The sequence below is a fragment of the Epilithonimonas arachidiradicis genome, from assembly GCF_003610695.1.
In the GTDB taxonomy this organism is placed as follows: domain Bacteria; phylum Bacteroidota; class Bacteroidia; order Flavobacteriales; family Weeksellaceae; genus Epilithonimonas; species Epilithonimonas arachidiradicis.
In genome coordinates this window covers 17,469-43,485 of sequence record NZ_RAQH01000013.1, presented here as the reverse complement: position 1 = coordinate 43,485, position 26,017 = coordinate 17,469, and the positions used below count along the sequence as shown (strand labels likewise).

At 36.2% G+C, this 26,017-nt stretch carries 29 protein-coding genes and 1 tRNA gene; 21 read left to right on the top strand and 9 right to left on the bottom strand.

The window, feature by feature from the left end:
* Nucleotides 1-31 precede the first annotated feature (31 nt).
* A complete protein-coding gene (locus BXY58_RS16575) occupies nucleotides 32-2,854 on the bottom strand; it encodes an alpha-amylase family glycosyl hydrolase (RefSeq protein WP_120214987.1) in 2,823 nt (940 codons plus the stop codon).
* Nucleotides 2,855-3,268: 414 nt separating this feature from the next.
* Here BXY58_RS16575 and BXY58_RS16570 point away from each other — a divergent pair, with 414 nt between their 5' ends.
* A complete protein-coding gene (locus tag BXY58_RS16570) occupies nucleotides 3,269-3,739 on the top strand; it encodes an Lrp/AsnC ligand binding domain-containing protein (RefSeq protein WP_120214986.1) in 471 nt (156 codons plus the stop codon).
* 60 nt (nucleotides 3,740-3,799) lie between these two features.
* On the top strand, nucleotides 3,800-4,546 hold the full coding sequence (gene deoC, locus BXY58_RS16565) for a deoxyribose-phosphate aldolase (RefSeq protein WP_120215035.1): 747 nt from the start codon (nucleotides 3,800-3,802) through the stop codon (nucleotides 4,544-4,546).
* Nucleotides 4,547-4,596: 50 nt separating this feature from the next.
* Here deoC and BXY58_RS16560 read toward each other — a convergent pair whose 3' ends face one another.
* The 4 genes from BXY58_RS16560 to BXY58_RS16545 all read right to left on the bottom strand — a co-directional run bounded on the left by BXY58_RS16560 (nucleotide 4,597) and on the right by BXY58_RS16545 (nucleotide 8,560).
* Nucleotides 4,597-4,995: a VOC family protein gene (locus tag BXY58_RS16560; protein WP_120214985.1), complete on the bottom strand. Its 399-nt coding sequence runs from the start codon at nucleotides 4,993-4,995 to the stop codon at nucleotides 4,597-4,599.
* A gap of 38 nt (nucleotides 4,996-5,033) precedes the next feature.
* Nucleotides 5,034-6,503, bottom strand: coding sequence for an alpha-amylase (locus BXY58_RS16555; RefSeq protein ID WP_120214984.1), 1,470 nt, complete (start codon nucleotides 6,501-6,503; stop codon nucleotides 5,034-5,036).
* A gap of 333 nt (nucleotides 6,504-6,836) precedes the next feature.
* A complete protein-coding gene (dinB, locus tag BXY58_RS16550) occupies nucleotides 6,837-7,925 on the bottom strand; it encodes a DNA polymerase IV (RefSeq protein WP_120214983.1) in 1,089 nt (362 codons plus the stop codon).
* Between the two features lie 119 nt (nucleotides 7,926-8,044).
* Nucleotides 8,045-8,560, bottom strand: coding sequence for a TlpA family protein disulfide reductase (locus tag BXY58_RS16545; protein WP_120215034.1), 516 nt, complete (start codon nucleotides 8,558-8,560; stop codon nucleotides 8,045-8,047).
* Between the two features lie 162 nt (nucleotides 8,561-8,722).
* Here BXY58_RS16545 and BXY58_RS16540 point away from each other — a divergent pair, with 162 nt between their 5' ends.
* Genes BXY58_RS16540 through BXY58_RS16515 form a run of 6 tightly spaced genes read left to right on the top strand, consistent with a single transcriptional unit; the run spans nucleotide 8,723 to nucleotide 12,458 of the window.
* Nucleotides 8,723-9,358, top strand: a complete 636-nt coding sequence (locus BXY58_RS16540) for a Crp/Fnr family transcriptional regulator (RefSeq protein WP_120214982.1) — start codon at nucleotides 8,723-8,725, stop codon at nucleotides 9,356-9,358.
* 57 nt (nucleotides 9,359-9,415) lie between these two features.
* Nucleotides 9,416-10,255, top strand: a complete 840-nt coding sequence (locus BXY58_RS16535) for a DUF5777 family beta-barrel protein (protein WP_120214981.1) — start codon at nucleotides 9,416-9,418, stop codon at nucleotides 10,253-10,255.
* 10 nt (nucleotides 10,256-10,265) lie between these two features.
* Entirely contained in the window at nucleotides 10,266-10,625 is a 360-nt protein-coding gene (locus tag BXY58_RS16530) for a c-type cytochrome (protein ID WP_120215033.1), read from the top strand.
* 20 nt (nucleotides 10,626-10,645) lie between these two features.
* On the top strand, nucleotides 10,646-11,188 hold the full coding sequence (locus BXY58_RS16525; RefSeq protein WP_120215032.1) for a YceI family protein: 543 nt from the start codon (nucleotides 10,646-10,648) through the stop codon (nucleotides 11,186-11,188).
* Nucleotides 11,188-11,706 (top strand): ankyrin repeat domain-containing protein, encoded by a 519-nt coding sequence (locus tag BXY58_RS16520; protein WP_120214980.1) that lies wholly within the window; start codon nucleotides 11,188-11,190, stop codon nucleotides 11,704-11,706. Before BXY58_RS16525 ends, BXY58_RS16520 begins: the two co-directional genes overlap by 1 nt.
* Nucleotides 11,707-11,711: 5 nt before the next feature.
* Entirely contained in the window at nucleotides 11,712-12,458 is a 747-nt protein-coding gene (locus tag BXY58_RS16515) for a T9SS type A sorting domain-containing protein (RefSeq protein WP_120214979.1), read from the top strand.
* Nucleotides 12,459-12,497: 39 nt separating this feature from the next.
* On the opposite strand, the gene BXY58_RS16510 is transcribed toward BXY58_RS16515, so the two are convergent.
* The gene (locus tag BXY58_RS16510; protein WP_120214978.1) at nucleotides 12,498-13,313 is read right to left on the bottom strand and encodes a purine-nucleoside phosphorylase; all 816 of its coding nucleotides are present in this window, start codon (nucleotides 13,311-13,313) and stop codon (nucleotides 12,498-12,500) included.
* Nucleotides 13,297-14,322 (bottom strand): tetraacyldisaccharide 4'-kinase, encoded by a 1,026-nt coding sequence (gene lpxK, locus BXY58_RS16505; RefSeq protein WP_120214977.1) that lies wholly within the window; start codon nucleotides 14,320-14,322, stop codon nucleotides 13,297-13,299. The genes BXY58_RS16510 and lpxK overlap by 17 nt, the downstream gene beginning before the upstream one ends.
* A gap of 112 nt (nucleotides 14,323-14,434) precedes the next feature.
* On the opposite strand from lpxK, the gene BXY58_RS16500 reads away from it, so the two are divergent.
* The 6 genes from BXY58_RS16500 (at nucleotide 14,435) to BXY58_RS16475 (ending at nucleotide 18,970) form a co-directional block, all read left to right on the top strand.
* Nucleotides 14,435-15,292, top strand: coding sequence for a YicC/YloC family endoribonuclease (locus tag BXY58_RS16500; RefSeq protein ID WP_120214976.1), 858 nt, complete (start codon nucleotides 14,435-14,437; stop codon nucleotides 15,290-15,292).
* On the top strand, nucleotides 15,292-15,858 hold the full coding sequence (gene gmk, locus BXY58_RS16495; RefSeq protein WP_120214975.1) for a guanylate kinase: 567 nt from the start codon (nucleotides 15,292-15,294) through the stop codon (nucleotides 15,856-15,858). The genes BXY58_RS16500 and gmk overlap by 1 nt, the downstream gene beginning before the upstream one ends.
* 17 nt (nucleotides 15,859-15,875) lie before the next feature.
* The gene (nadA, locus tag BXY58_RS16490) at nucleotides 15,876-16,892 is read left to right on the top strand and encodes a quinolinate synthase NadA (RefSeq protein WP_120214974.1); all 1,017 of its coding nucleotides are present in this window, start codon (nucleotides 15,876-15,878) and stop codon (nucleotides 16,890-16,892) included.
* A 387-nt stretch (nucleotides 16,893-17,279) separates the two neighbouring features.
* The gene (gene folB, locus BXY58_RS16485; protein ID WP_120214973.1) at nucleotides 17,280-17,642 is read left to right on the top strand and encodes a dihydroneopterin aldolase; all 363 of its coding nucleotides are present in this window, start codon (nucleotides 17,280-17,282) and stop codon (nucleotides 17,640-17,642) included.
* Between the two features lie 24 nt (nucleotides 17,643-17,666).
* Entirely contained in the window at nucleotides 17,667-18,176 is a 510-nt protein-coding gene (locus BXY58_RS16480) for an RDD family protein (RefSeq protein WP_120214972.1), read from the top strand.
* A gap of 62 nt (nucleotides 18,177-18,238) precedes the next feature.
* Nucleotides 18,239-18,970, top strand: coding sequence for an SIMPL domain-containing protein (locus BXY58_RS16475; RefSeq protein WP_120214971.1), 732 nt, complete (start codon nucleotides 18,239-18,241; stop codon nucleotides 18,968-18,970).
* Nucleotides 18,971-18,996: 26 nt separating this feature from the next.
* Here BXY58_RS16475 and dtd read toward each other — a convergent pair whose 3' ends face one another.
* The gene (dtd, locus tag BXY58_RS16470) at nucleotides 18,997-19,446 is read right to left on the bottom strand and encodes a D-aminoacyl-tRNA deacylase (protein WP_120214970.1); all 450 of its coding nucleotides are present in this window, start codon (nucleotides 19,444-19,446) and stop codon (nucleotides 18,997-18,999) included.
* Nucleotides 19,447-19,905 (bottom strand): hypothetical protein, encoded by a 459-nt coding sequence (locus BXY58_RS16465; RefSeq protein ID WP_120214969.1) that lies wholly within the window; start codon nucleotides 19,903-19,905, stop codon nucleotides 19,447-19,449.
* 99 nt (nucleotides 19,906-20,004) lie between these two features.
* On the opposite strand from BXY58_RS16465, the gene greA reads away from it, so the two are divergent.
* The 7 genes from greA (at nucleotide 20,005) to BXY58_RS16430 (ending at nucleotide 25,900) form a co-directional block, all read left to right on the top strand.
* Nucleotides 20,005-20,472 carry a transcription elongation factor GreA gene (gene greA, locus BXY58_RS16460; protein ID WP_120214968.1) on the top strand — a complete coding sequence of 156 codons (468 nt, stop codon included), beginning with the start codon at nucleotides 20,005-20,007 and terminating at the stop codon, nucleotides 20,470-20,472.
* Between the two features lie 57 nt (nucleotides 20,473-20,529).
* The gene (locus BXY58_RS16455; RefSeq protein ID WP_120214967.1) at nucleotides 20,530-20,919 is read left to right on the top strand and encodes an HIT family protein; all 390 of its coding nucleotides are present in this window, start codon (nucleotides 20,530-20,532) and stop codon (nucleotides 20,917-20,919) included.
* A 47-nt stretch (nucleotides 20,920-20,966) separates the two neighbouring features.
* Nucleotides 20,967-22,145, top strand: a complete 1,179-nt coding sequence (gene clpX / locus BXY58_RS16450) for an ATP-dependent Clp protease ATP-binding subunit ClpX (RefSeq protein ID WP_120214966.1) — start codon at nucleotides 20,967-20,969, stop codon at nucleotides 22,143-22,145.
* Between the two features lie 82 nt (nucleotides 22,146-22,227).
* Nucleotides 22,228-24,198, top strand: a complete 1,971-nt coding sequence (locus tag BXY58_RS16445) for a hypothetical protein (protein ID WP_120214965.1) — start codon at nucleotides 22,228-22,230, stop codon at nucleotides 24,196-24,198.
* 66 nt (nucleotides 24,199-24,264) lie between these two features.
* Nucleotides 24,265-24,441, top strand: coding sequence for a hypothetical protein (locus tag BXY58_RS17010; protein ID WP_170144260.1), 177 nt, complete (start codon nucleotides 24,265-24,267; stop codon nucleotides 24,439-24,441).
* A 58-nt stretch (nucleotides 24,442-24,499) separates the two neighbouring features.
* The gene (locus BXY58_RS16435) at nucleotides 24,500-25,780 is read left to right on the top strand and encodes a TlpA disulfide reductase family protein (RefSeq protein ID WP_120214963.1); all 1,281 of its coding nucleotides are present in this window, start codon (nucleotides 24,500-24,502) and stop codon (nucleotides 25,778-25,780) included.
* A gap of 46 nt (nucleotides 25,781-25,826) precedes the next feature.
* Nucleotides 25,827-25,900, top strand: a tRNA-Met gene (locus tag BXY58_RS16430).
* Nucleotides 25,901-26,017: the final 117 nt, after the last annotated feature.

Sequence of the window (26,017 nt, the reverse complement as noted above, 5' to 3'; positions counted from 1 at the left end):
GTTTTCATTTGATTTGAAAATTTATTTTGTCTTATTTGATGATTAACTTAGAAACTGCCAAACCTTCATCAGACTTTAGTTGTACTAAGTAATTTCCTGTTCCGATGATGCCATTTACAGAGAATGTTTCGTCTCCTTTAGCGGATTTTAGTCCGAAAGATTTTACCAGTTTACCATTAAGATCATAGATGTTGATTTGTCCGTTTTTAGCTTTGTTATATCTGATTTTCAATAATCCGTCTGTTGCAGGATTCTGAACGATTTGCAATGATGTTTTATTCGCATCAATCTTCGTTTCGTCCGTTGCCAAAGCGGTTTGATTTCCATAGATTCTAAATTCTCCCGGTTGAAGAACTACTGTTGTAGAGCCATTGGCGTTCATAGAAGAATTGTCCATTAGATTGTACCAGTTTCCGGCATAAGGGAAATTAGGCGTCACAGTTTGAGCTGTTGTTGTAAAGTTAGCAACTACCACTACGTTTTTCAAAGAACTTGCAGGCAAGGCATCATTCCAAACATAGATTCTAGGTAAAAGATTTCCTGATTCTACTGTGAAGGTTGTTGTGTCAAAAACCTGGCTTGATAATCGGATTGCTAAGATTTTTGACCAAGTGTCGTAAACTGCTTTTCTATTCGCATTGGTATCATAACCTAAAGTGAAAGCTACGGGTTTTGGAGATGTTCTACAATCATTACTGATTGTTCCGTTCTCACATCTGTTGATACTGAATTCGTAACCCAATTCTCCGAACTGCCAAATCATTTTTGGACCTGGAACTGTGAAGAAAACAGCACCAAAAGCTTTTTGTCTTTCAAGTGCAGTATTCAAATCCTTAACACTGTAAGAACCGTTGGCATTACCATAAGCTAAGTTTTTGAACATCAGTCTTTCCTCGTCGTGACTCTCGCCATAGCTCATATTTCTTCTTTCAGAAAAAGTATGGTTTTCAAAATCAACTCTGTTGAAGTTGCTGTCAGAAGCGTAACCCATCGTGTTTTGATTATAAGGTCCAACCAAATTATCCCACATCATTACACCTTTCCCTTCGTTCAATCTGTAGTCAGCCCATTGTTTTTCTTCAGCATTTCCTCCCAAATGTTCGAAAATAATATAAGAAGTTGGATCATAGGACCATTGATAATCTGAATATAATTTCAGAACATCCACTCTGTCTTGCTGATAAGAGCCTGTACAGTTTTCATCTGAAGCTGTACAGTTTTGTGTAAATCCTTTCGTCAAATCCCAACGGAATCCATCAATTTTATATTCATTGATCCATTGTTCCAAAACTCTGTTTACATAATATCTTGTTTCAGGTTTTGAATGGTTGAAATCATAGAATACACTATAAGCATGTTTTGCAACCTGATTGAAATATGGATTATTAGCTGCAACATCACCATAACCACCGTTTGTACTTGTAGACCAAAGCCTTTCCAGTGGAGACCTTCCTGATGCATGGTTAAGCGCAACATCAAGAATGACAGCAATCCCGTTCTGGTGGCATAAGTCGATAAATTCTTTAAATTTTTCTGGTGTTCCGTATGCTTTATCTAATGCTAAATGAAACCCTGGATTGTATCCCCAAGAATTATTCCCGTCAAATTCCATTACCGGCATTAATTCGATGGCGTTAACATTTAATCCTTTGATATAAGGGATTTTGTCAATCATCGATTGCCAGTTTTTCTGCTCTGTAAAATCTCTTACCAAAGCTTCATAAACAATTAGATTTTGTTTTGCAGGTTTTTGGAAATTAGTTACAGTCCAGTTGTAAGCGGGTTTTGCTGTCTGAATTACTGAAACGTCATATTGCTGTCCAGCTGGATAAGCCGGCAAATTAGGATATGTAGATGATGAAATCCAAGGATCATCATCCGGAGATAATACTAATGTCGAATAAGGATCGGCAACCTTTACGCCGTCATTGGTTCTGTATTGGAAAGTATAAACCTGCTGAGGTGTCAATCCTGTGATTTCTAACCAAAATAGATCGGTGTTATTAGTATCTCTTTTCATGATATAATTGGAAGAAATCTGCCAGTTGTTGAAACTTCCAAGCACATGCACATAATTCTTAAAAGGCGCATACAATGCTACTCCAACTTTCGTCGGATCATTAGGATCGTAAGTGATACCCTGTCTCATGTAAGAAGGCATTGCAGCCGACTGAGAAACTGGAGTAGGAGAAACTACAAAATTAGAAGTCAAAGTCGTTCCGGATGCTGTCGCGGAAACTTCAATGTTATTATCCGAAGTAACGTTTAATGAAGTATTAATTGTGGAGACATTGCTGGCTGTATAAATTGTATTACCATTAGATTTTACGACATAATTAGCCGGCAAAGAAGTGCTGTAAGTAATAGGGAAGTTACTTCCTGAAGTTACAAAATTAACAGTTCCGTTTTGCGGAGAAGTACTTGTAAATTGAAATCTTCCAACTTCCGAGTAGATATCCTGAGATTGTCCGTTTCCTGTTTTAGTTTTTAAAAGAAAACCAATTCTGCCAATTCCTGTTCTGTTGTAGAACGTTCTGGGAACAAATGTAATTGTATATGTGTCTGTTCCGGAATTGTAAGTCAGCTTATTGGATTCATTCGATGAAGCCCAGGTTCCGTTGGTTGGACAGTCTTGGCTGTTAGCATCATTGCTGTCGTAAGACCAAGCCCAAAGATATAAAGCATTGTTTGTAACGCCCCAAGTAGATTCGTTAATGCTGCTTCCATTAAACGTAATGGTAATCGATTCATCTTCGTTAAAAGTCGGAGGACTGATAGACGAAGTCACAGTCTGTGTCTGCGCAAAAGTTGTGATCGCAATAAAAAATGCGATCAGGTTGTAAAAAAATTTCATAAGGTCTATATATTAAGTCATAAATATATACTTTTTCATAATACCCAATCTGATTTTTAATTTGTGAGAATTTATAATTTTAAAGTATTGATAATCATATTTTTATGTTTATATTGTAAACTGTGGATTGATAATTTTATTAATCTTAATTTAACGGAAAGTTAAGGGGAAGAGCAGATCAAAACAGATTTTGATTTAAATGATATTTGTATTATTTTGTAAAATAATCAACAATATATTTTTATAATTCATATAAAATTCGATAATTTTACGAGCAAGTAAAAAATAATAAACATTTATTTTTAATTAATCCAATGATTTATAATTCAATATCAAAAAAATATAAATCATTGTGTTTTTTTTGTTTAATTAAATGTTTGTTTTAAATTGCAATTAAAAATCAATAACTACATTATGAAGAGTGCATCTGAAACAGGTTACCATCTAGACGGAGTTGACAAAGAGATCATTTATATGTTAATGGACAATGCGAAAACTTCCCTTGCACATATTTCCAAGCACGTTGGGATTTCTACAACGGCAGTTCACCAGAGAATCAAAAAGCTAGAGCAGGCCGGCGTTATAGAAAATTCTATTTCTTTCCTTAATCCAAGAAAAATAGGTTACAAAGTTGTTTCTTATATTGGTGTTTTTCTGGAACAACCAAGCCATTATCAAGATGCCATCAAAAATCTTAACCTGGTGAATGAAGTGGTAGAGGCGCATTACACGACAGGAAATTATACGATATTTCTAAAAGTCCTTTGTAAGGATAATGATCACCTGATGCAGATTCTTAACAAGATCCAGAAATTGAAAGGCGTTACGAGAACCGAAACTTTTATTTCACTGGAACAAAGCATCAACAGACAGTTGAAAGTTTAAAAAATTAAATATATTTTTGGAAGGATACAAATAAGTTTGTATCCTTTTTTTATTTTTGTAATTATGGAAATCAATCAATATTTAGATTCAACATATCTGAAAACACCGGAACAGTCCGGTTTGACAGAAGAACAGACATTTGACAAAGTTAGAGAGTTAACGGACGAGGCCATTGCTTACAATTTCAAAGAGGTTATGATTCGTCCAAACTATGTTAAGCTTATCAAAGATTATTTAATTTCAAAAAATTCTGATGTTTTGGTGGGAACAGTTATCGGTTTTCACGAGGGAACTTATTCTGTAGAAGATAAATTGAAAGAAGCTAACCAGGCCATTCTAGATGGCGTAGATGAGTTGGATTATGTTATCAATTACGAAGCCTTCAAAGCCGGAGAATTAGAATTGGTAAAAAAAGAATTTGTTGAAGGAACCAAATTAGGCTTGGATTTCGATAAAACGGTGAAATGGATTATCGAAATTGCTGCACTTTCAGATGCTCAAATTGCTAATTTAACGGCTAATATCTGGACTTGGGCACAGGAAAATTTTGAAGAAAAAGATTTTTCAAGAATCTTTGTTAAGTCATCAACAGGATTTTATGTAACCGAAGGAGGAAAACCAAATGGCGCAACATTCGAGGGTGTGAAAATAATGCTTGATAATGCCGGAAAACTTCCAGTGAAAGCAGCTGGCGGTGTGAAAACACCTGCTGATGCAGAAAAAATGATTACAATGGGAATCCAGAGAATCGGAACTTCCTCAGCCAAAGCACTTCTTGGAGAAGGCGAAGCTGGAGCTGGCTATTAAGGATTTATGATAAGACTAAAAACCTCTTAAAATTTTAAGAGGTTTTTTGTTTATTTAATAGGAGGTTCCCAGAGTTCAATCTTATTATCATCAGAATCGATTATATGAACAAATTTTCCATACTCAGAATCTACAATATCATCCAAAATTGTAACCTCATTTCCTCGTAAGTTTTTCACAAGCTCTTCGATATTCTGAACACGATAATTAATCATAAATTCCTTTTTCGAAGGCGAAAAATAAGAACTGCCTGTTTTGAAGGGACTCCATTGTATCGACTCTACGATGTCTGGGTCGGAACTGTTTCTGGACTCAAATGTTGCTCCCCATTCTGTGATATCCATCCCAAGATTTTTGGTATACCAATCTCTGGTTTCTTTCGGGTCATCGGAGAAAAAAAAGATGCCGCCGATGCCTATTACTTTTGGTGGTTTTTCTGCATTTTCCATAATTGATTGGATTTAATTTAAATAATTTCCGAAGGTCATCACTCCGCTACCCAAACACTCACATTTCCCGCAGGACAAGGAAAATCTGCCCAGCCATTTTCATCAATTGTAATTTTATCCTCAAGATGTCCGGTGAAATCATAAAATGTTTTTCCCGCGTATCGTTTTCCTATTTCCATAGATTTTTGATTCACATCCTTGTTGCTCAAAACAACGGCACAACCTTGATGTTCATCATCACCTTCACGAGTCCAGCCAATGCAATGCGCATCATCAAAATAATCTCTTTGCTCACCATAAGCAAAATCCTTTCTGGCTCGGATGAGTTCTTCAATCGCATCCACTTTGTCGAGGAAGATTTCATATTCGTTGCCATCTTTTCCTTGGTCTTTGTAGCTCGCGCCGTACAAATCGGGGTAGAAAACACAAGGATAACCATCTTTTCTTAACAAAATCAAAGCATAAGCAATCGGTTTGAACCAAGTCTCAACCGGAGCTTCCAAAGCCTGAAGCGGCTGTGTGTCGTGATTGTCAACCACGGTTACTGCTTTGTCCGGATGAGAGCTGACAAGCGTTTCATTAAAAATTTCTCTCAAATCATAATCCGGATTTTTGGAAGCCTGATGCAAATTATGCTGTAAGGAGGAATCAAATAAACTCATACAACCCTCGGTAGAATCTATATAAGCTTGCAAAAGAGGCAGTTCTCCGGGCGCCCAATATTCTCCAACGGCAAAAATATTTTTTCCGGAGTTGGAACGCAGAAGCGTTAACCATTCTTTATAAAAATCTGGCGAAATATGTTTCACGGCATCCAGCCTCACGCCATCGAAATCCGTCTGGTCAAAATACCATTTTCCCCAATGATTCAGCTCTTCGCGGACGAAAGGATTACGGTGCTCGATATCATTGTACATCAGAAAATCATAATTTCCTTTCTCATCAGAAATAATATCATCCCAGCCATCGGCGTGTTCGTGGATAAGACGGAAAATGCCTTTTTCTTTACCTTCCGCATAATCTACACCTGTAAAACAGTTAAAATCCCATTTGAAGTCAGAATAAGTATCACCTCTTCCAGGAAACGTGAACTTGGTGTAAGATTCTATTTCCATCACATCAGAGATGTCTTTGTTTCGGTCTTCCTCATCCACCTGTATAACTTTGAATTTCTCCAGTTCATCGCCACCAGCTTTGTGATTCAAAACGACATCTACGATGACTTGGATGTTTTTTTCTTTCAGAGATTTGATGGCATCCAGATATTCTTCCTTCGAACCGTATTTTGTAACAGTCGTTCCTTTTTGGTCAAATTCTCCCAAGTCAAAAAGATCGTAAGCATCATAACCAACGGAGTAGCCGCCGTTCGTGCTTTTGTAAGCCGGAGGTAGCCAAGCCGCCGTGATTCCTAAGTCTGAAAGATATTGCGCCGAATCTTTGGTATGTTTCCAAAGGAAAGAATCACCATCGGTGTACCAATGGAAAAACTGAATCATAGTCCCGTTCATAAGATTGTAGATTTTTCAGATTGTTTGATTTGATGTTTCGTTCTATGAAAATATCAAGCCAAGGAATTTTGGAAGCACTTAAGAGAAATTAAAAAGAATCAAAACCATGCAAAAAGGTTCGTTTTCCAAGCTAAGAGGTGCAAGAACGGGGCAAAAAGGATGGTTTTTCAACCTAAAAAACTTAAATTCTAGGCAAATAGACTAAATGATGAATCAAAAAGGCTCGTTTTCAAGTCAAAAAGATTCGATGATGAGTGTAAAAGATTCAAAAATGAGTATAAAAGACTCGATGAAGAATCAAAAAGGCTCAATTGTGAGTATAAATCGCTCGAATTAATCATTATCAAACTCCTCAAACGGAATTTTCAACTGAACAGAAACCTGTTTTTTTTCTTCTGTATTAAGATTGGAAAGTGATAATCCAAGCAAGCGAATGGCTTTGTTAAAAGGCCTCAATTCCCAAAGTTGTTTTGCAGTTTTATAGAATTTTTCGGCATTTTCAAAATATAATTCCTGCGTTTTGCTTCTCGTATAGAGTGAGAAATCTTTGTATTTGATTTTAAGCATTAAGGTTTTTCCTTGGATTTCTTTTCTTCCGAGACGTTCTTCCAGTTCCTGGCTCAGGGATTTTAGTTTTTCATCAATCTCTTCATCTTCATTGATGTCATCCCAAAATGTTCTTTCAACGGCCACACTTTTTTGGATTCTGTTAGGTTTGACTTCACCGTTGTGGATGCCACGAACTACATTGTAATAATACCTTCCGGATTTCCCGAAAAGACCTTCAAGCTGTTCTAGGGTTTTAGCCTTCAAATCAGATCCTTTGAAAATGTGGAGTGTATGCATTTTGTTAGCAGTCACTTTTCCGACACCGTAAAATTTCTCAATGGGGAGATTTTCCAAAAATTCATTAATTTTTGTGGGGTGAATGGTTTTCTGTCCGTTCGGTTTATTGATATCAGATGCGACTTTTGCCAAAAATTTGTTGACAGAAATCCCTGCAGAAGCGGTTAATCCAGTTTCTTCAAAAATGCGTTTTCGGATTTCTCTGGCAATATCGTTGGCGGATTCTATATCCTTTTTATTTTCGGTAACATCCAGATAGGCTTCGTCCAAGGAAAGCGGTTCAACCAAATCCGTGTATTCGTGGAAGATGTTTCGGATTTTGTTGGAGATTTCTTTATACCGTTGGAATCTCGGCTTTACAAAAATGAGATGTGGACATTTTTCTTTGGCCGTTTTACTGGGCATCGCAGAACGCACCCCGAATTTTCTCGCTTCATAGCTTGCCGCTGCAACCACGCCACGATGTCCGCCGCCAACAGCAATCGCTTTCCCTCGCAAACCCGGATTGTCGAGTTGCTCCACGGAAGCATAAAAAGCGTCCATATCTACATGGATGATTTTGCGTTGCGGTTGCATCTGATGTTCGATTATTTTTACCACAAAAGTCACAAAAGAATAAAAGTCTTTTTTTATCTTTTATGGTTATTACAAATTTAGACAAAAAAGAATCCCGAAAATTTCGGGATTGTCAATTGTTATTTTGTCAGCTTATCTATTGTCGATTGGATTTCTGGGTCTTCGGGAGAAATCGCATAATATTTTGCAATATCCGATTTTTGGTCAACCACAATATATCTAGGAATCCAGTTGAGATCCACATAATTGTTGAAGTTATTTTTCCAACCGGAAGCAAACCAATAGTTTTCTTTGTCAGTCATTTCGTGCTTTTCGAGGCTTTTATCAAAACCTTCTTTTGAGCGTTCCAGTGAAAGGAAAACAAAATCGATATTGGGATTGTTTGCTTCCAGTTCTTTAGCTTTTGGAAATGCTTTTAGACAGTCTCTACACCAACCTGCCCAGAAATCTAGTACCAAAACTTTTCCTTTGTGCTGATGCAAAATATCTTTTATGGAAGTTTCTTTTCCACTTTCATCCTGTAATTTTTGAGCGAGTGCTTCTTTGGAAAATTTGGTTTTCAGAACTTTTGGAACTTCCTGAGAAAATCCCAATTGAAACACAAATAATAAGGTGTAAACTAATATCCTCTTCATTTTTTTTAAATTTTGATGAACGAAGTTAGTGATTAATATCGAATCTGTAAGTCTTAAGAAATGTTTGTGTTGAAGAATGATTAATCTGTAAGGTATTTTGAAATTTGTTTTGAATTTGATTGAAATTATCAAAATATATTTAATTTTGATTAAAAATTATTAATGGGAAACTTGGATTTCATCAAAAGAAAATTTGAAAAATTTGATGAAGGCTTTTATCAGGAACTCAAAGAACACGGGATTTTCACCTCGGTCAATGCTAAACAAGAATTGATTGCTGAAGGTGATAAGGTAAAATTTATCCCTATACTGATAAAGGGTTCGGTAAAGGTTTATAATTTGAATGACGGGAAAGAGCTTGTTTACTATTATATATCACCAGGTGAGAGTTGCATTATGACTTTTTCTACGATATTCACCGATAAAGTGAGCCGAATCTACGCCGTCTCTGAGGAAAAATCCGATGTTCTTCTTTTGCCCGTTTCTCAATTTTTAATTTGGCTTCAGAAATATCCTATGCTGAACCAAATGTTTTTCCTGGAATATGATTCCCGATATAAGTTTATGATGGAGACAATCAATAAAATTGTTTTCCAAAAGCTTGACCATAGGGTGTTGGAATATCTCCACGAACGAATCAGAAGAAATGGGGCTGATGCTGTAAAGGTCTCCCACAAGAAGATTGCTGATGAATTGGGAACAGCGAGGGAAGTCGTAAGCCGTATTCTGAAAAAATTTGAAAAAGAAGGATTGATTTCACAAACCCCATTAGGGATAGAAATATTTGAAAAACGGTGACTTTAGTCACCGTTTTTTTGTAGAGATACGTTATAATTTTGACATTAAAATGTTAATATGTTGAAATTTTTATCATTTATTTCTCTATTTATTTTAATTTTCTCTTATGCACAGGATGATTTGTTAAAAGAAATTGATACTGTAAAAACTGAAGAATCATATTCTCCTAGTTTCAAAGCACTGCAGGTTGTTACTGCGCAATCCACAAAATTACCTGCAAGAAAAGAATTCTATCTTGACATTTCTCATAGATTCGGGGATGTAAGTGATGGGTTCAAAAATTTCTTCGGATTAGATAATGCGACCACAAAATTAGGCGTAATCTATGGCTTGGAAGATTGGCTTGCCTTGAGTGCTTCCCGGCATACTTACCAAAAAACTTATGAGTTTGGTGCAAAATATAGACTCTTCAAACAGGAAAAAGAATCGCCATTTGATATTGTTGGTTACAATGTTTTGGACATCAATTCGGAACTCAGAAAAGATGATTTCCCAAAGTTGGAATTTTCCGACAGATTTGCCTATCTATCTCAATTGTTGATTTCAAGAAGATTCACAGAAAATCTGACCATACAATTGATGCCAAGTTTTGTTCATAAAAATCTCATCGAACCAACCATTGACAGCAAAAATCTCTTCTCAACAGGTTTAGGCGGACGATATAAAATCTCGAAACGGGTTTCTATCAACGCAGAATATTTCTACAATTTCGAGGATAAGAACTTTTACAAAAATCCTTTATCTGTAGGGTTGGACATCGATACTGGCGGACACGTGTTCCAGTTGGTTTTCAGTAATTCGCAGGCCAATACGGAAACCGGTTACATTTCCAATGCGACTGGTGATTGGGGAAAAGGACATTTCTTTTTTGGGTTTAATCTTTACAGAGTTTTTTAGAATGCTGATTATGAAAAAAACAATAAAACTATTCGTTCCGGTTTCAGGATTTTTGATGTTGATGAGTTGCGATACCAAAACTTTTGAAGAAATTTCTGATGTGAAGCCGATTACAGAAACAGTGAGCTACAACAAAAATGTGAAAACAATCATTGATAATAATTGTGTCGTTTGCCACTCGCCGACGGGTTCTAATCCTTATTTTCCTCTCACGGATTACACGGCTGTGAAAAATTCTATTGACAACATTCTGGACAGAATCCAGAGAGCTAACGGCGACCCTTTGAAAATGCCTCAGGGTGGAACATTGTCTCAGGATAATATCAACCTGATCATCAAATGGAAAGCAGATGGTTTACTGGAAAATTAATCTATAAACAAATGAAAAAAATGAAAGCTTTAGTTTTTTTTATGGGCATTATTCTAACCTCGAATTTCGCCTTTGCTCAAAAATATTCTACCAAAACCGGGAAAATTACTTTTGAAGCTTCGGTTCCGCTATTTGAAGATGTGTATGCCGAGAATAACAATTCGACAGCAATCATGAATGCTGATACGGGCGATATTGCCTCACTTGCAATGGTTAATGGATTTACTTTTAAAGTTAGCCTGATGCAGGAACATTTCAATGAAAACTATGCAGAATCTGCCAAATATCCCAAGACGAGTTTCAAAGGTAAAATCCAGAATTTCAATAAAAGTGATCTGTCAGCCAAACCGAAAACTTACACCATTTCCGGAACTCTGAATTTCCACGGTGTTGATAACGCAGTTCAATCAATGGCTAACATCTATCTGAAAGATGACAAGATTGTTGTTCAGGGAAAATTTGTTGCTAAAACAGCAGATTATAAAGTTAAAATTCCAAAAATGGTGGCTGCGAAAGTGGCGGAAAATGTGAATGTCAATTATAACTTTTTACTTCAGAAATAATGAAACAATATTTTACAATAATTGCACTAATGATTTTTGGATTAGGTTTTTCTCAAACCAAAAACGTTTTCGATATTGCCCGGAGCGGAACTGTTGATGAAATGAAAGCTTTAGCTAGTCAAAATCCGGATATCATTAATTCTAAAAATGAAAGAGGTTTTACACCTTTGATTCTCGCTTGCTACAGGGGCAATACAGAAGTTGCCAAATACCTGATTGATAACGTCAAAGATTTGAATTATGCAAGTCCGGAAGGCGCAGCGCTTTCTTCGCTTTGCATCAATTATAATAAAGAGCTTGTGGAAAAAATATTAGCAAAAAATGCAAATCCTAATATTCAGGATTCTTTTGGGAATACACCTCTTTTATGGGCGGTGAAAAGGAATAACCTGGAACTTGTAAGCATTTTGCTAAAGAATAAAGCAGACGTGAATATAAAAGACTCTATGGGAGTTTCAGCTTTTGAATATGCTTTGAAATCTAATAATAACGAATTAATTAATCTTCTGAAACATTAAAAAATATGGCAAAAAACTTACTAAAGATGCTTCCGCTGTTGATTGGCGGAACAATGTTTTCTCAATTTTCTACTGGAGTTGTCAGTCTGCCAACCACAGCAATGACAATAAAAATTGATACTGATGCGACCAATGTTACAATGACGCTCACGGGAAGCAGCACGGCGTGGCTAGGCGTAGGATTCGGTTCGGAAGGGATGGCTGCTGGAGCGGATGGTTTCATTTATAACAGTACCGCAAATAGAGATTATACGTTCAATGGCGTCGGTATAACCCCTAGTGCAGATGCTGTACAAAATTGGACAGAAGTATCTAATACAGTAGCTTCCGGCACAAGAACTCTGGTTGTAAGAAGAACGCTTGCGGGTGGTGCTGGTGATTTTGCTTTTACCAATTCTGCAGGCACTCTTCCAATATTTTATGCAAAAGGAGCCGCTTTGGCTTTGGCAAATCACGGTAGCGGAAACAGAGATTTTGCGACTTTGACTTTGTTACCTTCTTTGGCTGTTGACGATACTAATGCATTTACGAAGAAAATTGGTGTTTACCCAAATCCTGTAAAAGATGTTTTGAACCTCAGCAACTCTGACAAAGCGAATTCTCTGAAAATTTACGATTCTACAGGGAAGCAAGTTCTGTCTCAGAAATCTGCTGCAACAATCGATGTTTCTCAATTGATGAAAGGCATTTATTTCATCGAATTTGAAAATATAGATGGTTCGAAGAGTTATGAGAAAATAATTAAGAATTAACGAAAAATCCTCAGAAATTTCTGAGGATTTTAATTTTATCTAAATGTAGTTTTTTACAAGTCCTTTTACGATTTTAATAACATTGGGCATTGCTTTGTTAGCTGCTTCCAAAACTTCTTCGTGAGAAACAGCGAAGGAAATATCCGGACCTCCCAAATCTGTGATGATAGAAAGACAGAAACAATCCATCCCTTGATGTTTTGCAACAATGACTTCCGGAACAGTGCTCATTCCAACAGCATCTCCGCCAATAGCCTTTACCATTCCGTATTCTGCTGGTGTTTCAAAAGTTGGTCCTGTTAAAGCGACATAGACACCTTCTTTTAAATTGATATTTTCTTGAACAGCAATATGTTTAGCTAATTCAATCATTTTACGATTGTAAGGTTCGCTCATATCCACGAAACGAGGCCCTAATTCCTCAATATTTCTTCCTCTCAACGGATGTTCCGGCATCATATTGATATGGTCTGTCAGAATCATTACGTCAGCTACTTTGAAATTGGGATTCACACCACCGGCAGCATTGGAAAGAATCAAATTCTTAATTCCTAATAAGTGAAAAACTCGGAAAGGAAAAGTTACCGTTTCCATAGAATGGCCTTCATAATAATGGAAACGACCGCTCATCATCAAAACTTTTTTACCTTCGAGAATTCCGTAAATTAATTTTCCGCCGTGACCCGCAACAGTGGTTTGGGGAAAGTTCGGAATGTCTTTGTAGTCTAAAGTATGAATCGCTTCTACCTCATACTGAAGTTTACTAAGTCCGGAACCGAGAACAATAGCAAAATCAGGCGTTTCACCAATAATATCTCTGATGAATTCTGCTGTTTCTTTAAACTTTTCTAACATAATTCTGAATAATCTTGTTGAAGTCTTCTCGCTTATCAATCTCTACATTGATTGGCCAATAATAGATCTTATCTCTAAGATAGTCAAAAGTTTTTAGGCGCACGTAATCCTTTTCAGTGGTCAGAATCACCTTGTATTCGCCTAGTTTTTTATATTCTGCAGTGATTTTTTTGATGTCATCATCAGTAAAATTATGATGATCTTTGAATTGAAGATGTTTAATCTTTTTGTTGTATTTGGAGATTTCTTTCAGCAGCTGAGAAGGATTTGCAATTCCCGTGATCAGTAAAACATCATAATAATCCAGATTCTTTACAGGCATCATCTTATCTATTCCGAGAATGTTTTCATCATAAGAAATTGATGAAAAAAATACTTTCTGATAATGTTGAGGTCGTATTCTGGAGATATAGTATTGCTTCTTTTCTTCCGTCAGATCATCGGGACATTTCGTTACCATAATGATGTCGGCACGGCTTTTTCCTCTTCTGCTTTCGCGAAGATCACCAGCCGGCAATACAAAATCTTTGAAAAAAGGATCATTATAATCTGTCAGGAGAAGATTCATTCCTGGTTTTATAGCGCGATGCTGGTAGCTGTCATCCAAAATCAACACGTCCAGATCCATATCGGAAATGATTTTTTTTGCACCAAAAACACGGTCCTCGCATACACCGATCACAAAACGGTTTCGGAATCGCTCGAACAATTGCATTGGCTCATCACCAACCAATTTGTAATTACTTTCGTAATTCACGATTTTATAACCTTTTGTAATTCTGCCATAACCTCTTGACAGGACTCCGGTTCGGAACGAGCGTGAAAGATAATCTGCCAGATACATTACCATCGGCGATTTTCCACTGCCTCCAACCGACAGGTTTCCGACACCAATTATTGGTGTTCTGAATTTCGAAGAAGAAAAAATTCCCCAATCATACATCCGGTTTCTAACAGAAGTGCCGAGATGATAACCCAAGGAAAAAGGGTAGAGATACCATCTTTTCATAGGAGGCAAAAATAAGGAAATACTTCGAATTCTGATCGTGTTTTTAATTCAAAAAGGAAATTGAATCCGGAGAATCAAAATTAATTATCTTTGCATTCTTATATAGAATCGTATGATATTATCTATGACAGGTTTCGGCCGCGCTGAGACTGTTTATGAAGGAAAAAAAATTACAATCGATATCAAATCTTTGAATAGCAAGAACTTTGACTTGAATGTTAAAATTCCGTTGAGATACAAAGAAAAAGAATTTGATATCAGAAAATTACTGAATGATAAAATCCTCAGAGGGAAAGTAGATTGTTACATCAACTGCGAAAGTCTGGAGGATAATAATGATGTCAAAATCAATCAGGATGTTGTCAAGAATTATATGAATCAGTTGAGAGAGGTCGGTTCCGATGCACCTGAATTCGAATTGCTGAAAATGGCGGTCAGAATGCCGGACGCTTTGTCTACAAAAAACTCCGATTTGGAAGAGAACGAGTGGAAAACTCTTTTGGAAACTGTAGAGAATTCTATTTCTAAATTTATCGAGTTCAGACAAACGGAAGGAAATAATCTGGCTGTCGAAATAGAAAAAATCGTTCAGAACATAGAATATAACCTCAATCAGGTTGCTCAATACGAAGAAGAAAGAATCCAGCCCATCAAAGACAGATATCAGGCTGCGCTTAAGAATTTTGAAAATATTGATGAGACAAGGTATTATCAGGAGATGGTTTATTTTGTTGAAAAATTGGATATTTCTGAAGAAAAAGTAAGATTGTCCCAACACATCAAATATTATCTCGAAGTGATGAAAAACGAAGATTTTAATGGAAAAAAATTGGGTTTCATTGCGCAGGAAATGGGAAGAGAAATCAATACTTTGGGTTCAAAAGCCAATCATTCTGAGATTCAGAAATTGGTGGTCGAGATGAAAGATGATTTGGAGAAAATCAAAGAGCAAACTTTGAATGTCCTGTAATGAAAGAAAAAGTCATCATTTTCTCAGCACCGTCCGGAAGTGGAAAAACAACGTTGGTCAAACACGGACTTTCAGTAGTTCCTCAATTAAGCTTTTCGATTTCTGCCACCACAAGACAACCGCGCGGCGAAGAAAAACATGCAGTAGATTATTACTTCTTGACACCGGAAGAATTCAGAACCAAAATATCGAAAGATGAATTTGTAGAATTCGAAGAAGTTTATACCGACAAATATTACGGCACGCTGAAATCCGAAGTAGAAAGAATCTGGAAAGAAGGAAAAGTCGTGATTTTTGATGTTGATGTTAAAGGCGGAATCCGACTGAAAGAGATTTTCGGTGACAAAGCATTGTCGATTTTCGTAATGCCACCAAGCATCGCCGAGTTGGAACAGAGATTGATAAAAAGAAACACCGACTGCGCAGAAACCATAAAAACCCGAGTGGAAAAAGCAGGCGAGGAAATGACTTACCAAAAGCATTTTGATAAAATTATTGTTAATACAGATTTGGATGAGGCAAAAGCGGAAGTCGAGAAAATTATTAATAACTTTATCAACGAATAAAATCTGAAAAACACGTAATGGAAAATACATTAGACATTGCAATCAACAATATGCCTGTAAAAGGTTTTCTTGACCTCAAAGAATTTGCGATTCCAACAGGCGATGACCTTGTGAAAGCTATTCTTGACCTCAAAAAAGAAAAAAATGCCGTTATTCTGGCGCATTATTATCAGCCAGGTCCTATTCAGGATATTGCTGATTTCCTGGGAGACTCTTTACAGTTGGCAAGACAGGCAAAGGAAACCGATGCAGATATGATCGCTTTTTGTGGCGTTCACTTTATGGCAGAAGCGGCAAAAATCCTTAACCCGACCAAAAAAGTTGTTCTGCCCGATACTTTAGCAGGCTGTTCCTTAGCAGACGGTTGTTCGGCGGAAGGTCTCAACAAGATGCGCGAGCAATATCCAGATGCGCTAGTAGCAACTTACATCAACTGTAATGCGGAAACCAAAGCTGCTTCGGACATTATTGTAACGAGCTCCAACGCAGAACAGATCATTAATGCTTTACCAAAAGACCGACCTATTATATTCGCTCCGGATAAAAACTTAGGAAGATATCTCAGCAAGAAAACAGGTCGTGATATGATTCTTTGGGACGGGAGCTGTATCGTTCACGAGGCGTTTTCTATGGAGCGTATCGCAAAACAGCTGGCAGACCACCCGAATGCAAAACTGATCGCTCACCCGGAAAGTGAAACACCGGTTTTGGAACTGGCGCATTTCATCGGTTCAACGTCCGCGCTTTTGAATTATGTAGAACAAGATGATTGCCAAGAGTTTATCATTGCGACTGAAGAAGGCATCCTTCACGAGATGAGAAAACGTGCGCCACACAAATCTTTGATTCCCGCTTTAGTTTTCGACGAGAGCTGCAATTGCTCAGAATGTTTCTTTATGAAGAGAAACACGCTGGAAAAACTTTATCTGTGTATGAAATATGAACTTCCGGAAATTACAATGGACGAGGATATTCGTCTCAAAGCATTGAAACCGATTGAAGCCATGCTGGAACTTTCCAAAAGCATCAAATAAAATCAAAACCTTGTCTTTACAGATGAGGTTTTTTTTGTGGAATTATTTGGGCAATCTCCGCAAGATTTTTCCAAGCTTTCCCGAAGCAAAAATTTGCAGAGCCGGGCTATCCGTTGCAATCTTTTTTTGCAAAAAAGGATTTCCACTACTATCCCTATTGCATCTGTGCACGAAAGAAACCTTCAGAGTAAATAAGAGCTTACCAGAATCTTTGTCATTCTGTAAGAATCTAAATTGAAGAGATTCCTCCGGAATGACAAACGTTATATTTAAAATATAACTTTCTTTTGCTGAGCGAAGCGCCTTTGCGAACCTTAAAATATTTTCAATTAATGCTAAAAAATCTTTGTGTACTTTGCGTTCAAAATATTTTTCTATTTTTAAAGAATGAAATCAAAAATCCTATTAGAAGACATAAAAATCTACGCCTATCACGGTGTTTTGCCGGAAGAAGCTTTGATTGGAAATAATTATATCATCAATGCAGAGTTACACGCTGATCTAGAAAAAGCATTGCAATCCGATAATCTAGGCGATACTATCAATTATGCTGAGGTCAGCGAAATTATTCATCGGGAAATGGCAATCCGTTCCGAACTTTTGGAACACGTGATTGGAAGAATCATTAACAAAATCGAAAACCAGTTTCCACAAATCACTTTTATCAAAATCAAATTAACCAAATCCGTTCCGCCAATGCCGGGCGAGATGAAAGGTGTTAGTCTGGAATTCGAGAAGGAAATTAATTAAAATCATTAATAAAAAACTAAACCAATGAAAAACCACTCCAAAATCGTAGACAGAAATCAGGCGGAAAAATTATTACGCTTTATCAATTTTCTCATCGACTATTTTTTCACTTATTTGCTTGTCATTCTGCTTTATGCTGTAATGATGGTTATTTATTCCTTTGTTTCAGGAATAGATTATTTGATAGTTGCAGACAAGGTTTCCAATATTAATTCTTTTTTAGATAGACTGGTTACTGCTTTTTTCTATGCGCTTTTTATGTATCTCACAGAGATGATTTCAAAAGGACGAAGTCTCGGCAAACTGATTACGGGAACAATGGTAGTGAAGGAAAACGGTGGCTTGCCAACAGGAAATGATTTCCTGAAAAGAAACTTCAGTAGGATTGTTCCGTTTGATGCACTCTCATTTTTGGGAAGCTTAGGATGGCACGACAGCTGGAGCGATACCAGGGTTGTAAAACGTAAATCCTATCTGGAAGCATTGGAAAGAGAGAATTCTATTGAAGATATTGGGAAATTAGCGGAAGCATAATGTTAATAAAATCATAAAATTTGGTATCAAGTTTGATGCAAAAAACTCAAATACAAAATTTTATGAAGAATTATATTGCAGTTGGAATTGCTGCATTAGGTTTTATTATTGCTGCTGGATTGCTTGGCAGCGCCATCAAAAATAGAAACAAATCTGAAAATACCGTTTCTGTGACCGGACTTGGTTCCAAAAAATTTACATCAGACCTTATTACCTGGTCAGGAAGCTTTTCCAAGAATAATTTTGAGCTGAAATCGGCTTATGATGCTTTGGCAATTGACAGAAAAGTGATCTCCGATTATCTTCTTTCCAAAGGTGTGAAGCAAAATGAAATGGTTTTTTCTGCGGTTGATATTCAGAAACAATTCCGTAGCTATACGGATTCCAACGGGAATTATCAACAGGGAGAATTTTCAGGATATAATTTGACCCAAAGTGTTTCTATCCAATCCAAAGAAGTTTCAAAAATTGAAAATATTTCCAGAAACATTACCGAAATCATCAATCGTGGAATAGAGTTCACATCTTCTTCACCGCAATATTTCTACACCAAGTTGTCTGATGTTAAGCAAGAAATGATTGCTAACGCTACAAAAGATGCGAAAGAAAGAGCGGAGAAAATTGCTGAAAATGCGGGAAGCAGTCTCGGAAATCTGAAAAAAGCAACAATGGGTGTAATTCAGATTACGGCACCAAATTCCAACGAAGATTATTCCTATGGCGGAACTTACAATACCACTTCCAAGGAAAAAGAAGCAAGCATTACCATAAAACTTGAATACGAGGTCGATTAAAAGTAAAGGAGCAAATATTTGCTCCTTTATAATTTTGTCTTGCTGTCAAAAACTAATGTGACCGGACCATCATTAATCAATGAAACTTTCATATCTGCACCGAAAATGCCGCTTTCGGTTTTCAGTCCGGATTTTTTTATTTCATCTTTAAAGTATTCAAATAACGGAATGGCTTTATCTGGTTTGGCAGCTTTGATATAGGAAGGGCGATTGCCTTTTTTATAATCAGAAATCAGAGTGAATTGACTGATGCAAAGGATTTCGCCATTAATGTCTTTCACGGAATGATTCATTTTTCCATCTTCATCGGAAAAAACTCTTACATCAAGAATTTTTTTCACAAGCCATTCTGCATCTGCGTTTTCATCACTTTCATCAACGCCAATCAAAAGCATCAATCCTTTTCCGATTTCTCCGACAATTTGCTTATCTACTTTTACGCTTGCTTCGGAAACGCGCTGGATTACGACTCTCATTTAATTATAAATTGATAAAATATTAGTATTAGCATCGAAACTATAGCCGTAGGTTTTAGGTGCTATTTTGGCAACGCTGTTATCTGTAGGTTGTCCCGTGATTAGTATCCATTGTGAGCCATCTTTCGGACAATAAATGGAAGTGTCATTTTTGACCTCAAGAGTTGTATCTGTATCCGGACAGATATGTGGTGCATTTCTATCATAAACTTTGAATCCACTTGTTGTTCTTACCGCGATCAGCCCTCTGGTTCCCGCTCCAACTTCATTCACGTAAACCCAGGATCCAACGGTCTGTAACTTATAATAAAGTGGTAAAGTCAGGTTAAGTTGTACAGCAATCGTGGAATTGGGAAAACAGCTTACGGTTTCATTTCTTTCGCTACAAGAATTATTAATACTTAAAACGCTGATAATCAAAAATAATGCGAATAGCGATGCGATTTTTTTGGTTTTCATTTCAAAAATAAATTATATATTTGTAAACTCAATTCGAGACAAATTAGTATCCGGCAAAGGTCGGATTATTTTTTTATACAAACGATAAATTTTATTGTTATGAACTACGTGACCAAAGAAGGTTTGGACAAAATGAAAGCCGAACTGGAACAACTAGAAACGATCGAAAGACCAAAAATAACGCAGCAGATTGCTGAAGCAAGAGATAAAGGGGATCTGTCTGAAAATGCAGAGTACGATGCAGCTAAAGAAGCGCAGGGGATGTTGGAAATGAGAATCTCTAAATTGAAGGATATTATTTCTACATCCAAAATTATCGACGGAAGCCAGCTGGATCTGAGCAAAGTATCTATACTTACGACGGTTAGACTGAAAAATAATGCAACAAAAGGTGAACAAAAATTCACTTTGGTTCCTGATAATGAGAGTGATTTGAAGGCTGGAAAAATTTCTGTGAATACACCTATTGCGAAAGGGCTTTTGGGTAAATCTGTTGGTGAAACAGCCGATATCGTATTGCCTAATGGTAACAAGCTTTCTTTTGAAGTTTTAGAAATTTCGTTATAAAATAAACAGAGATGTTGGTTTAAAAATTGCTGAGATTTAAAATCAATATTAAAAATTATGAGCACTATTTTTTCTAAAATCATCAACGGAGAAATTCCTAGTTATAAAATTGCCGAGGACGAAAAACACATCGCTTTTCTGGATGCGATGCCTTTGGTAAAAGGTCACACGCTGGTTGTTCCGAAAAAGGAAACAGACCTTATCTTCGATTTAGATTCTGAAGATTATAAAGAGCTTTGGGCTTTTACACAGGATATTGCTAAGCAGATTAAGAAAGCTATCCCTTGCAAAAGAGTAGGAGTGGCTGTTGTTGGTTTGGAAGTGCCGCATGCTCATATACATTTGATACCACTTAACAGTATGGACGACCTTAATTTTAAAAATGCCAGGCTGATTTTTACACCCGAAGAGTATAAGGAGATTCAGGAATCCATAACAAAAGCATAAAAGAAGTCTTGAGCTTCTTTTTTTAATTTAGAACTTAGAGAAAAATTATGAATCCAAATCAATGTTCATTTTGCGGAAGGAAAAAGAGTGAAGTACAAATACTGATTTCCGGGCAAAATGGATTTATATGTGAAAACTGTATAGAACAGGCACATGCTATTGTAAAAGATAGTGTTAATAAAACTTCGGATTCTGCATCTATGGCGGAATCTCTGGAAGAACTTAAAAAGCCGAGAGAAATAAAAGCTTTTCTTGATGAATATGTGATTGGTCAGGACCAGGCAAAAAAACAATTGTCGATAGCGGTTTATAATCACTACAAAAGATTATTACATGCACAAGACGAAAACCGTGAAGTTGAGATTGAAAAATCCAACATCATAATGATCGGTGAGACCGGAACAGGAAAAACATTGCTGGCAAAAACGATTGCAAAACAACTGAATGTTCCATTCTGTATTGTAGATGCGACTATCCTTACAGAAGCAGGTTATGTGGGTGAAGATGTGGAAAGTATCCTTTCGAGATTGTTGATGGTTGCTGATTATGATGTAGAAAAAGCCGAGAGAGGAATTGTTTTTATTGATGAGATTGATAAGATTGCCAGAAAATCTGATAATCCGAGTATCACGAGAGATGTTTCGGGAGAAGGTGTTCAGCAAGGTTTGTTGAAATTGCTGGAAGGCAGTATCGTGAATGTTCCGCCTCAAGGTGGACGCAAACATCCTGATCAGAAATATATTCAGGTTAATACCCAGAATATTTTGTTCATTGCGGGTGGCGCTTTTGACGGGATGAAAGAAATTATTGAGAGAAGACTCAACAAGCAGGCCATTGGTTTTTCTTCAGATAAAATCAATAAAACCGATGAAGAAGATTATATTTTAAGTCAGATCAATGCTATCGATTTGAAGAGTTTTGGATTGATTCCTGAACTTTTAGGAAGGTTTCCGATCATCACATATCTGGATAAATTGACGAAAGAAACGCTTGTAAGAATTATGAAGGAACCAAAAAATTCAATCATAAATCAGTTTACAGAATTATTCAAAATGGATAATGTGGTTCTTGAGTTTACCGATAATGCTATTGAAGAAATTGTAGAAGATACTATGAATAAAGGCCTTGGCGCAAGAGGGCTTAGAGGAACAACAGAGAAAGTTTTGGAAGATTATATGTTTGATATAGAGAATAATTCCAAGATAAGAATTGAGTCAATATTATAAAATCTTTAATTAATAAGATATTTTTTTTAAATATTCAAAAAATTAATATCTTTGCAGGAAGAACACGAAAACACATACACATATGATACGAAAATTATTTATTATCAAACTAATACTATTCAATAGTATTGCTTTTTCTCAAGTTCTGACTTATGTAGGAAACTCAGCGTTAGTTACTATCCAAAGCCAGACTTTGGTTTACAACGGTGGAGGTTTGCAAACGGCTGGTTCCGCTGTGGTTAACAATTCTGGAAACATTATGATCAATGGAGTAGCAACGGATGTTTTAAATGTTGCTTCAACTTCAAGTGTTAATCTAAGATTAGCTTCGACTACAGATTATGGACAACTGTATATTACTGGTGTTCCCCAAGCTAATATTACAGGTAAGGTTAATAAGGAATATACATCTGACTTTTTAAACGGAACGACCGGTAGACAACAGATCGCGTTACCTTTTTATAATTTTACAATTCCGGAACTTGTAACTGCATTTGGAGCAGGGAATCTTAATGTTACTAATACTACGAACAATTCTTCTGGGCGATTTAATTTGTCTTCAGCGTTCTGGTGGAACAATGCAAGAGCTCGTTTTGATCAGATTGCTTATAGTGGGACAGCTTACGACGCTGCAGGTAACCCATCTGCAACGTTTATTAATCCGATGACATATTATATTATGCCAAGAAGGAGAGACGATGGTACTTATATGTGGGTTCCAACTACAGATAAAAAAACTTTTACTGGTACGCCTGCATCAGATGTAATTGGAGGTGGGATAAACAATATCCAAATGACTTTGGCTGGTGCTTATACCGGAGGTTTTGGTATTAATGGTAACGGAACTAATTATTTTGGAGAAAAATATTACAGCTATATAGATGATCCATTTAGGTCAAAAACTCCAAATTGGTCCTCTGATTATGGACTTAATCTATACCAAATGGCTAATCCTTTTCTTACTAATATAGACCTTAAATTTATAGGGGCTAACGAAACAGGAAATGCTACAGATGGTAATAATATTTCAAATATTGTTGGTGTTGCCTACTATGGAAATAATCAAATTAACTGGGATATTAGACAAGGCTCTACGTATGGAACTGCAATTGTCGCATTAGCTACTTCTGGTGTTTTTCAATCAGGAGATATAACAGCAAATAGACTTATCATTAAGCCTATGGGAGCATTTATGGTAAAGTTGAATAACAATACATCTCAAACTTTAAATCTTTCTAGAACCAGAAGATTTAAATTCGCATCGCGTGCAGATGGTCTTGATTATTCAGTTACGGCAGCAAAATCAAATTATACAGCAAAAGAAGGTATACCTGCTGATAAAATTGTAAAACAAGTTGCTGTAGTTATGTACGATCTTGATGGAGCAGAGTTGGATAGAACTTATTATGCAGTTTCTCCAACTTCTGTTACAGGACATACAAATGATGGTGGAACGCAGTCTTTTGTTGAAGGGAAAAAGATATATACAAAAGAAGAACAGCCTAATGGTGGTGAGGATTATAATTATTATGATCAATTATATATCAATGAAGCCAATCAGATAGATTTTAAATCTAAGGAGATTCCTCTTTTTATTCAATATACGGAACAGCCTTATCAGCTCAAATTTGAATTGTATGAAGCTGGTGAGAGAGTCGAGGAAGGATTGTCTGATGGATCTTTCTATCTGAAGAATAATAATGGTCAATTCGTGAAAATTGTTGATGGGGAAAGCTTATCTATGAATGGTAATCAGCAATTGGGATTATATTACGAATTGCCAGAGGGTGCCACATTAGGAACGGGTAACTTTAATAATTCACAAACTGTAATTGCGAAAAAAGATGCTCAGTGGACAGTAAGATTTGCTAAAAATTGGAATAAAGCAACTGTTGAAGTTTATTCTGCTGCAGGACAGCTTTTAAATTCAAAATCACAAATATCTACGAGTACAGATTATACTATTCCATTGAATTATCAAGCAAAAAGTATTTTCGTAGTAAAGGCAATTTCTGATAAAGGAGAAGTTGTAATTAAAAAAATTGTTAACTAAAAACACAAATATTTAATGATGACAAATCTTTTATTTAAAAGGGCGTACGGGTTTTTATTCCTATTAATGAGTATATTTGCGTTTGGACAATCTGTACCTCCACCGCCAGAGAATCCAGAGTCCGGTGATATTGGTGCATATCCCGCATCTCCAATTGACGATTATGTAATATTTCTTTTGCTGATCGCTGTATCTATGATTGTGATTGTTGCAGCAAAGTCTAAAAGAAAATTATTACAATAAAAATATTTATTTTAATATATTAAACTCACTTTTAGTGAGTTTTTTTTATTTTTACTTTATGAAAAAAATACTATATGTAAGCAGTATTCTCTTATCTGCATATGCATTCCCACAGTTTAGCGTGAATGTTCAAATTCCTTCTTATTTATCAGATTCAGACATATATCTATACGGATTTAACGGTTCTAAAGAAATCTTGTATTCTAAGGCTAAAATTTCAAATAACAAAGCTGTTTTCAAGGTCGATAAGAAATATGTCGGAATGATGAGGGCATTTTTCCAGAAGACAAATTCTTCTGTGAATATGGTTTCTGAAAATAAGAATATAGATTTTAAGGTTGAGTTGGACAGCAAGAACAAGTTTTCCAATGTAACTTTTAATGATCAGACCAATCAGTTATTTAGTAATGATGTTGAGCAGCAAAAGAAAAAGGAGTTAATTTTGCCGGCGTTGATTCAAATTAAGGATTATTACAAACCGTCTGAAAACTTCTATATATCTTTGGAAAGTGAGATCAGCTTACTTTCTAAAGATGATCAGGCGATGTATGAAGCACACCCTTTTTTAGATTTTTATAATAAAAATCAAAAATTTTCTGTTCAGGAAAAAGCAACTGAATTGAAACCGCAGGATTACATCGATTTTTACTCAAAATCTGGAGAATATCTGGAAACCTCTCTGATCCTGAAACCTTCCTTAATTAACTATCTAAACGTGTCTAAATCTAATGTCGAAGGCGGAGTCGATAAATTATTAGAAGCGGTCAATTTGGAAACACCACGCGGCCAAACTATTTTGTCTGAACTGATCGATATTTTCAACACATATAATATGGATAAGTTGAAACAAAAATACCTGTCAGAAGGTAATAATTTGAAATGTACAATCAATGACAGGTTAGCTTCTACGCTGAAGTCGAATAACAACACGGAGATCGGCGCTAAAATGCCAAATAACACTTTTGTTAATGCGATCCATACAAAAGCAAAATCTTTATATGATATCAAAAGCTCTAAAAAAATTGTGGTTTTTTGGTCTTCTACTTGCTCACATTGTGAAGCTGAGTTGCCGAAATTGCTAGAAAAATATGATAAGTTAAAAGCTCAAAATATCGAAATTGTTGGACTGTCGCTTGATAGTAATCTGGATGAATTTAAAAGCAAGGCTAATATCTATCCGTGGGTGAGTGATTCAGAAGGAAAAGGTTGGTATAGCTCGTATGGTGATACTTATAATATTTCTGCGACGCCGACTTATTTTGTCTTAGATGCTGATAATAAAATAATTAGCAAGCCAAATCACGTTGCTGATGTTTTGGATTACTTAAAAGTCAATTAAAAATTTGTGGAAATGCAAAATATCCTTATATTTGCACCACAAAAATGGCGAGGTAGCTCAGATGGTTAGAGCGCAGGATTCATAACCCTGAGGTCACGGGTTCAATTCCCGTCTTCGCTACAACAAAAAAAACCGTAAACTTTTTAGTTTGCGGTTTTTTATTTTAAATTTTAGCAAAAAAAATGAAAGCAGAATTCTTCTACTTTCATTCGATCACTTGTGTTTTTGTGTTTTATT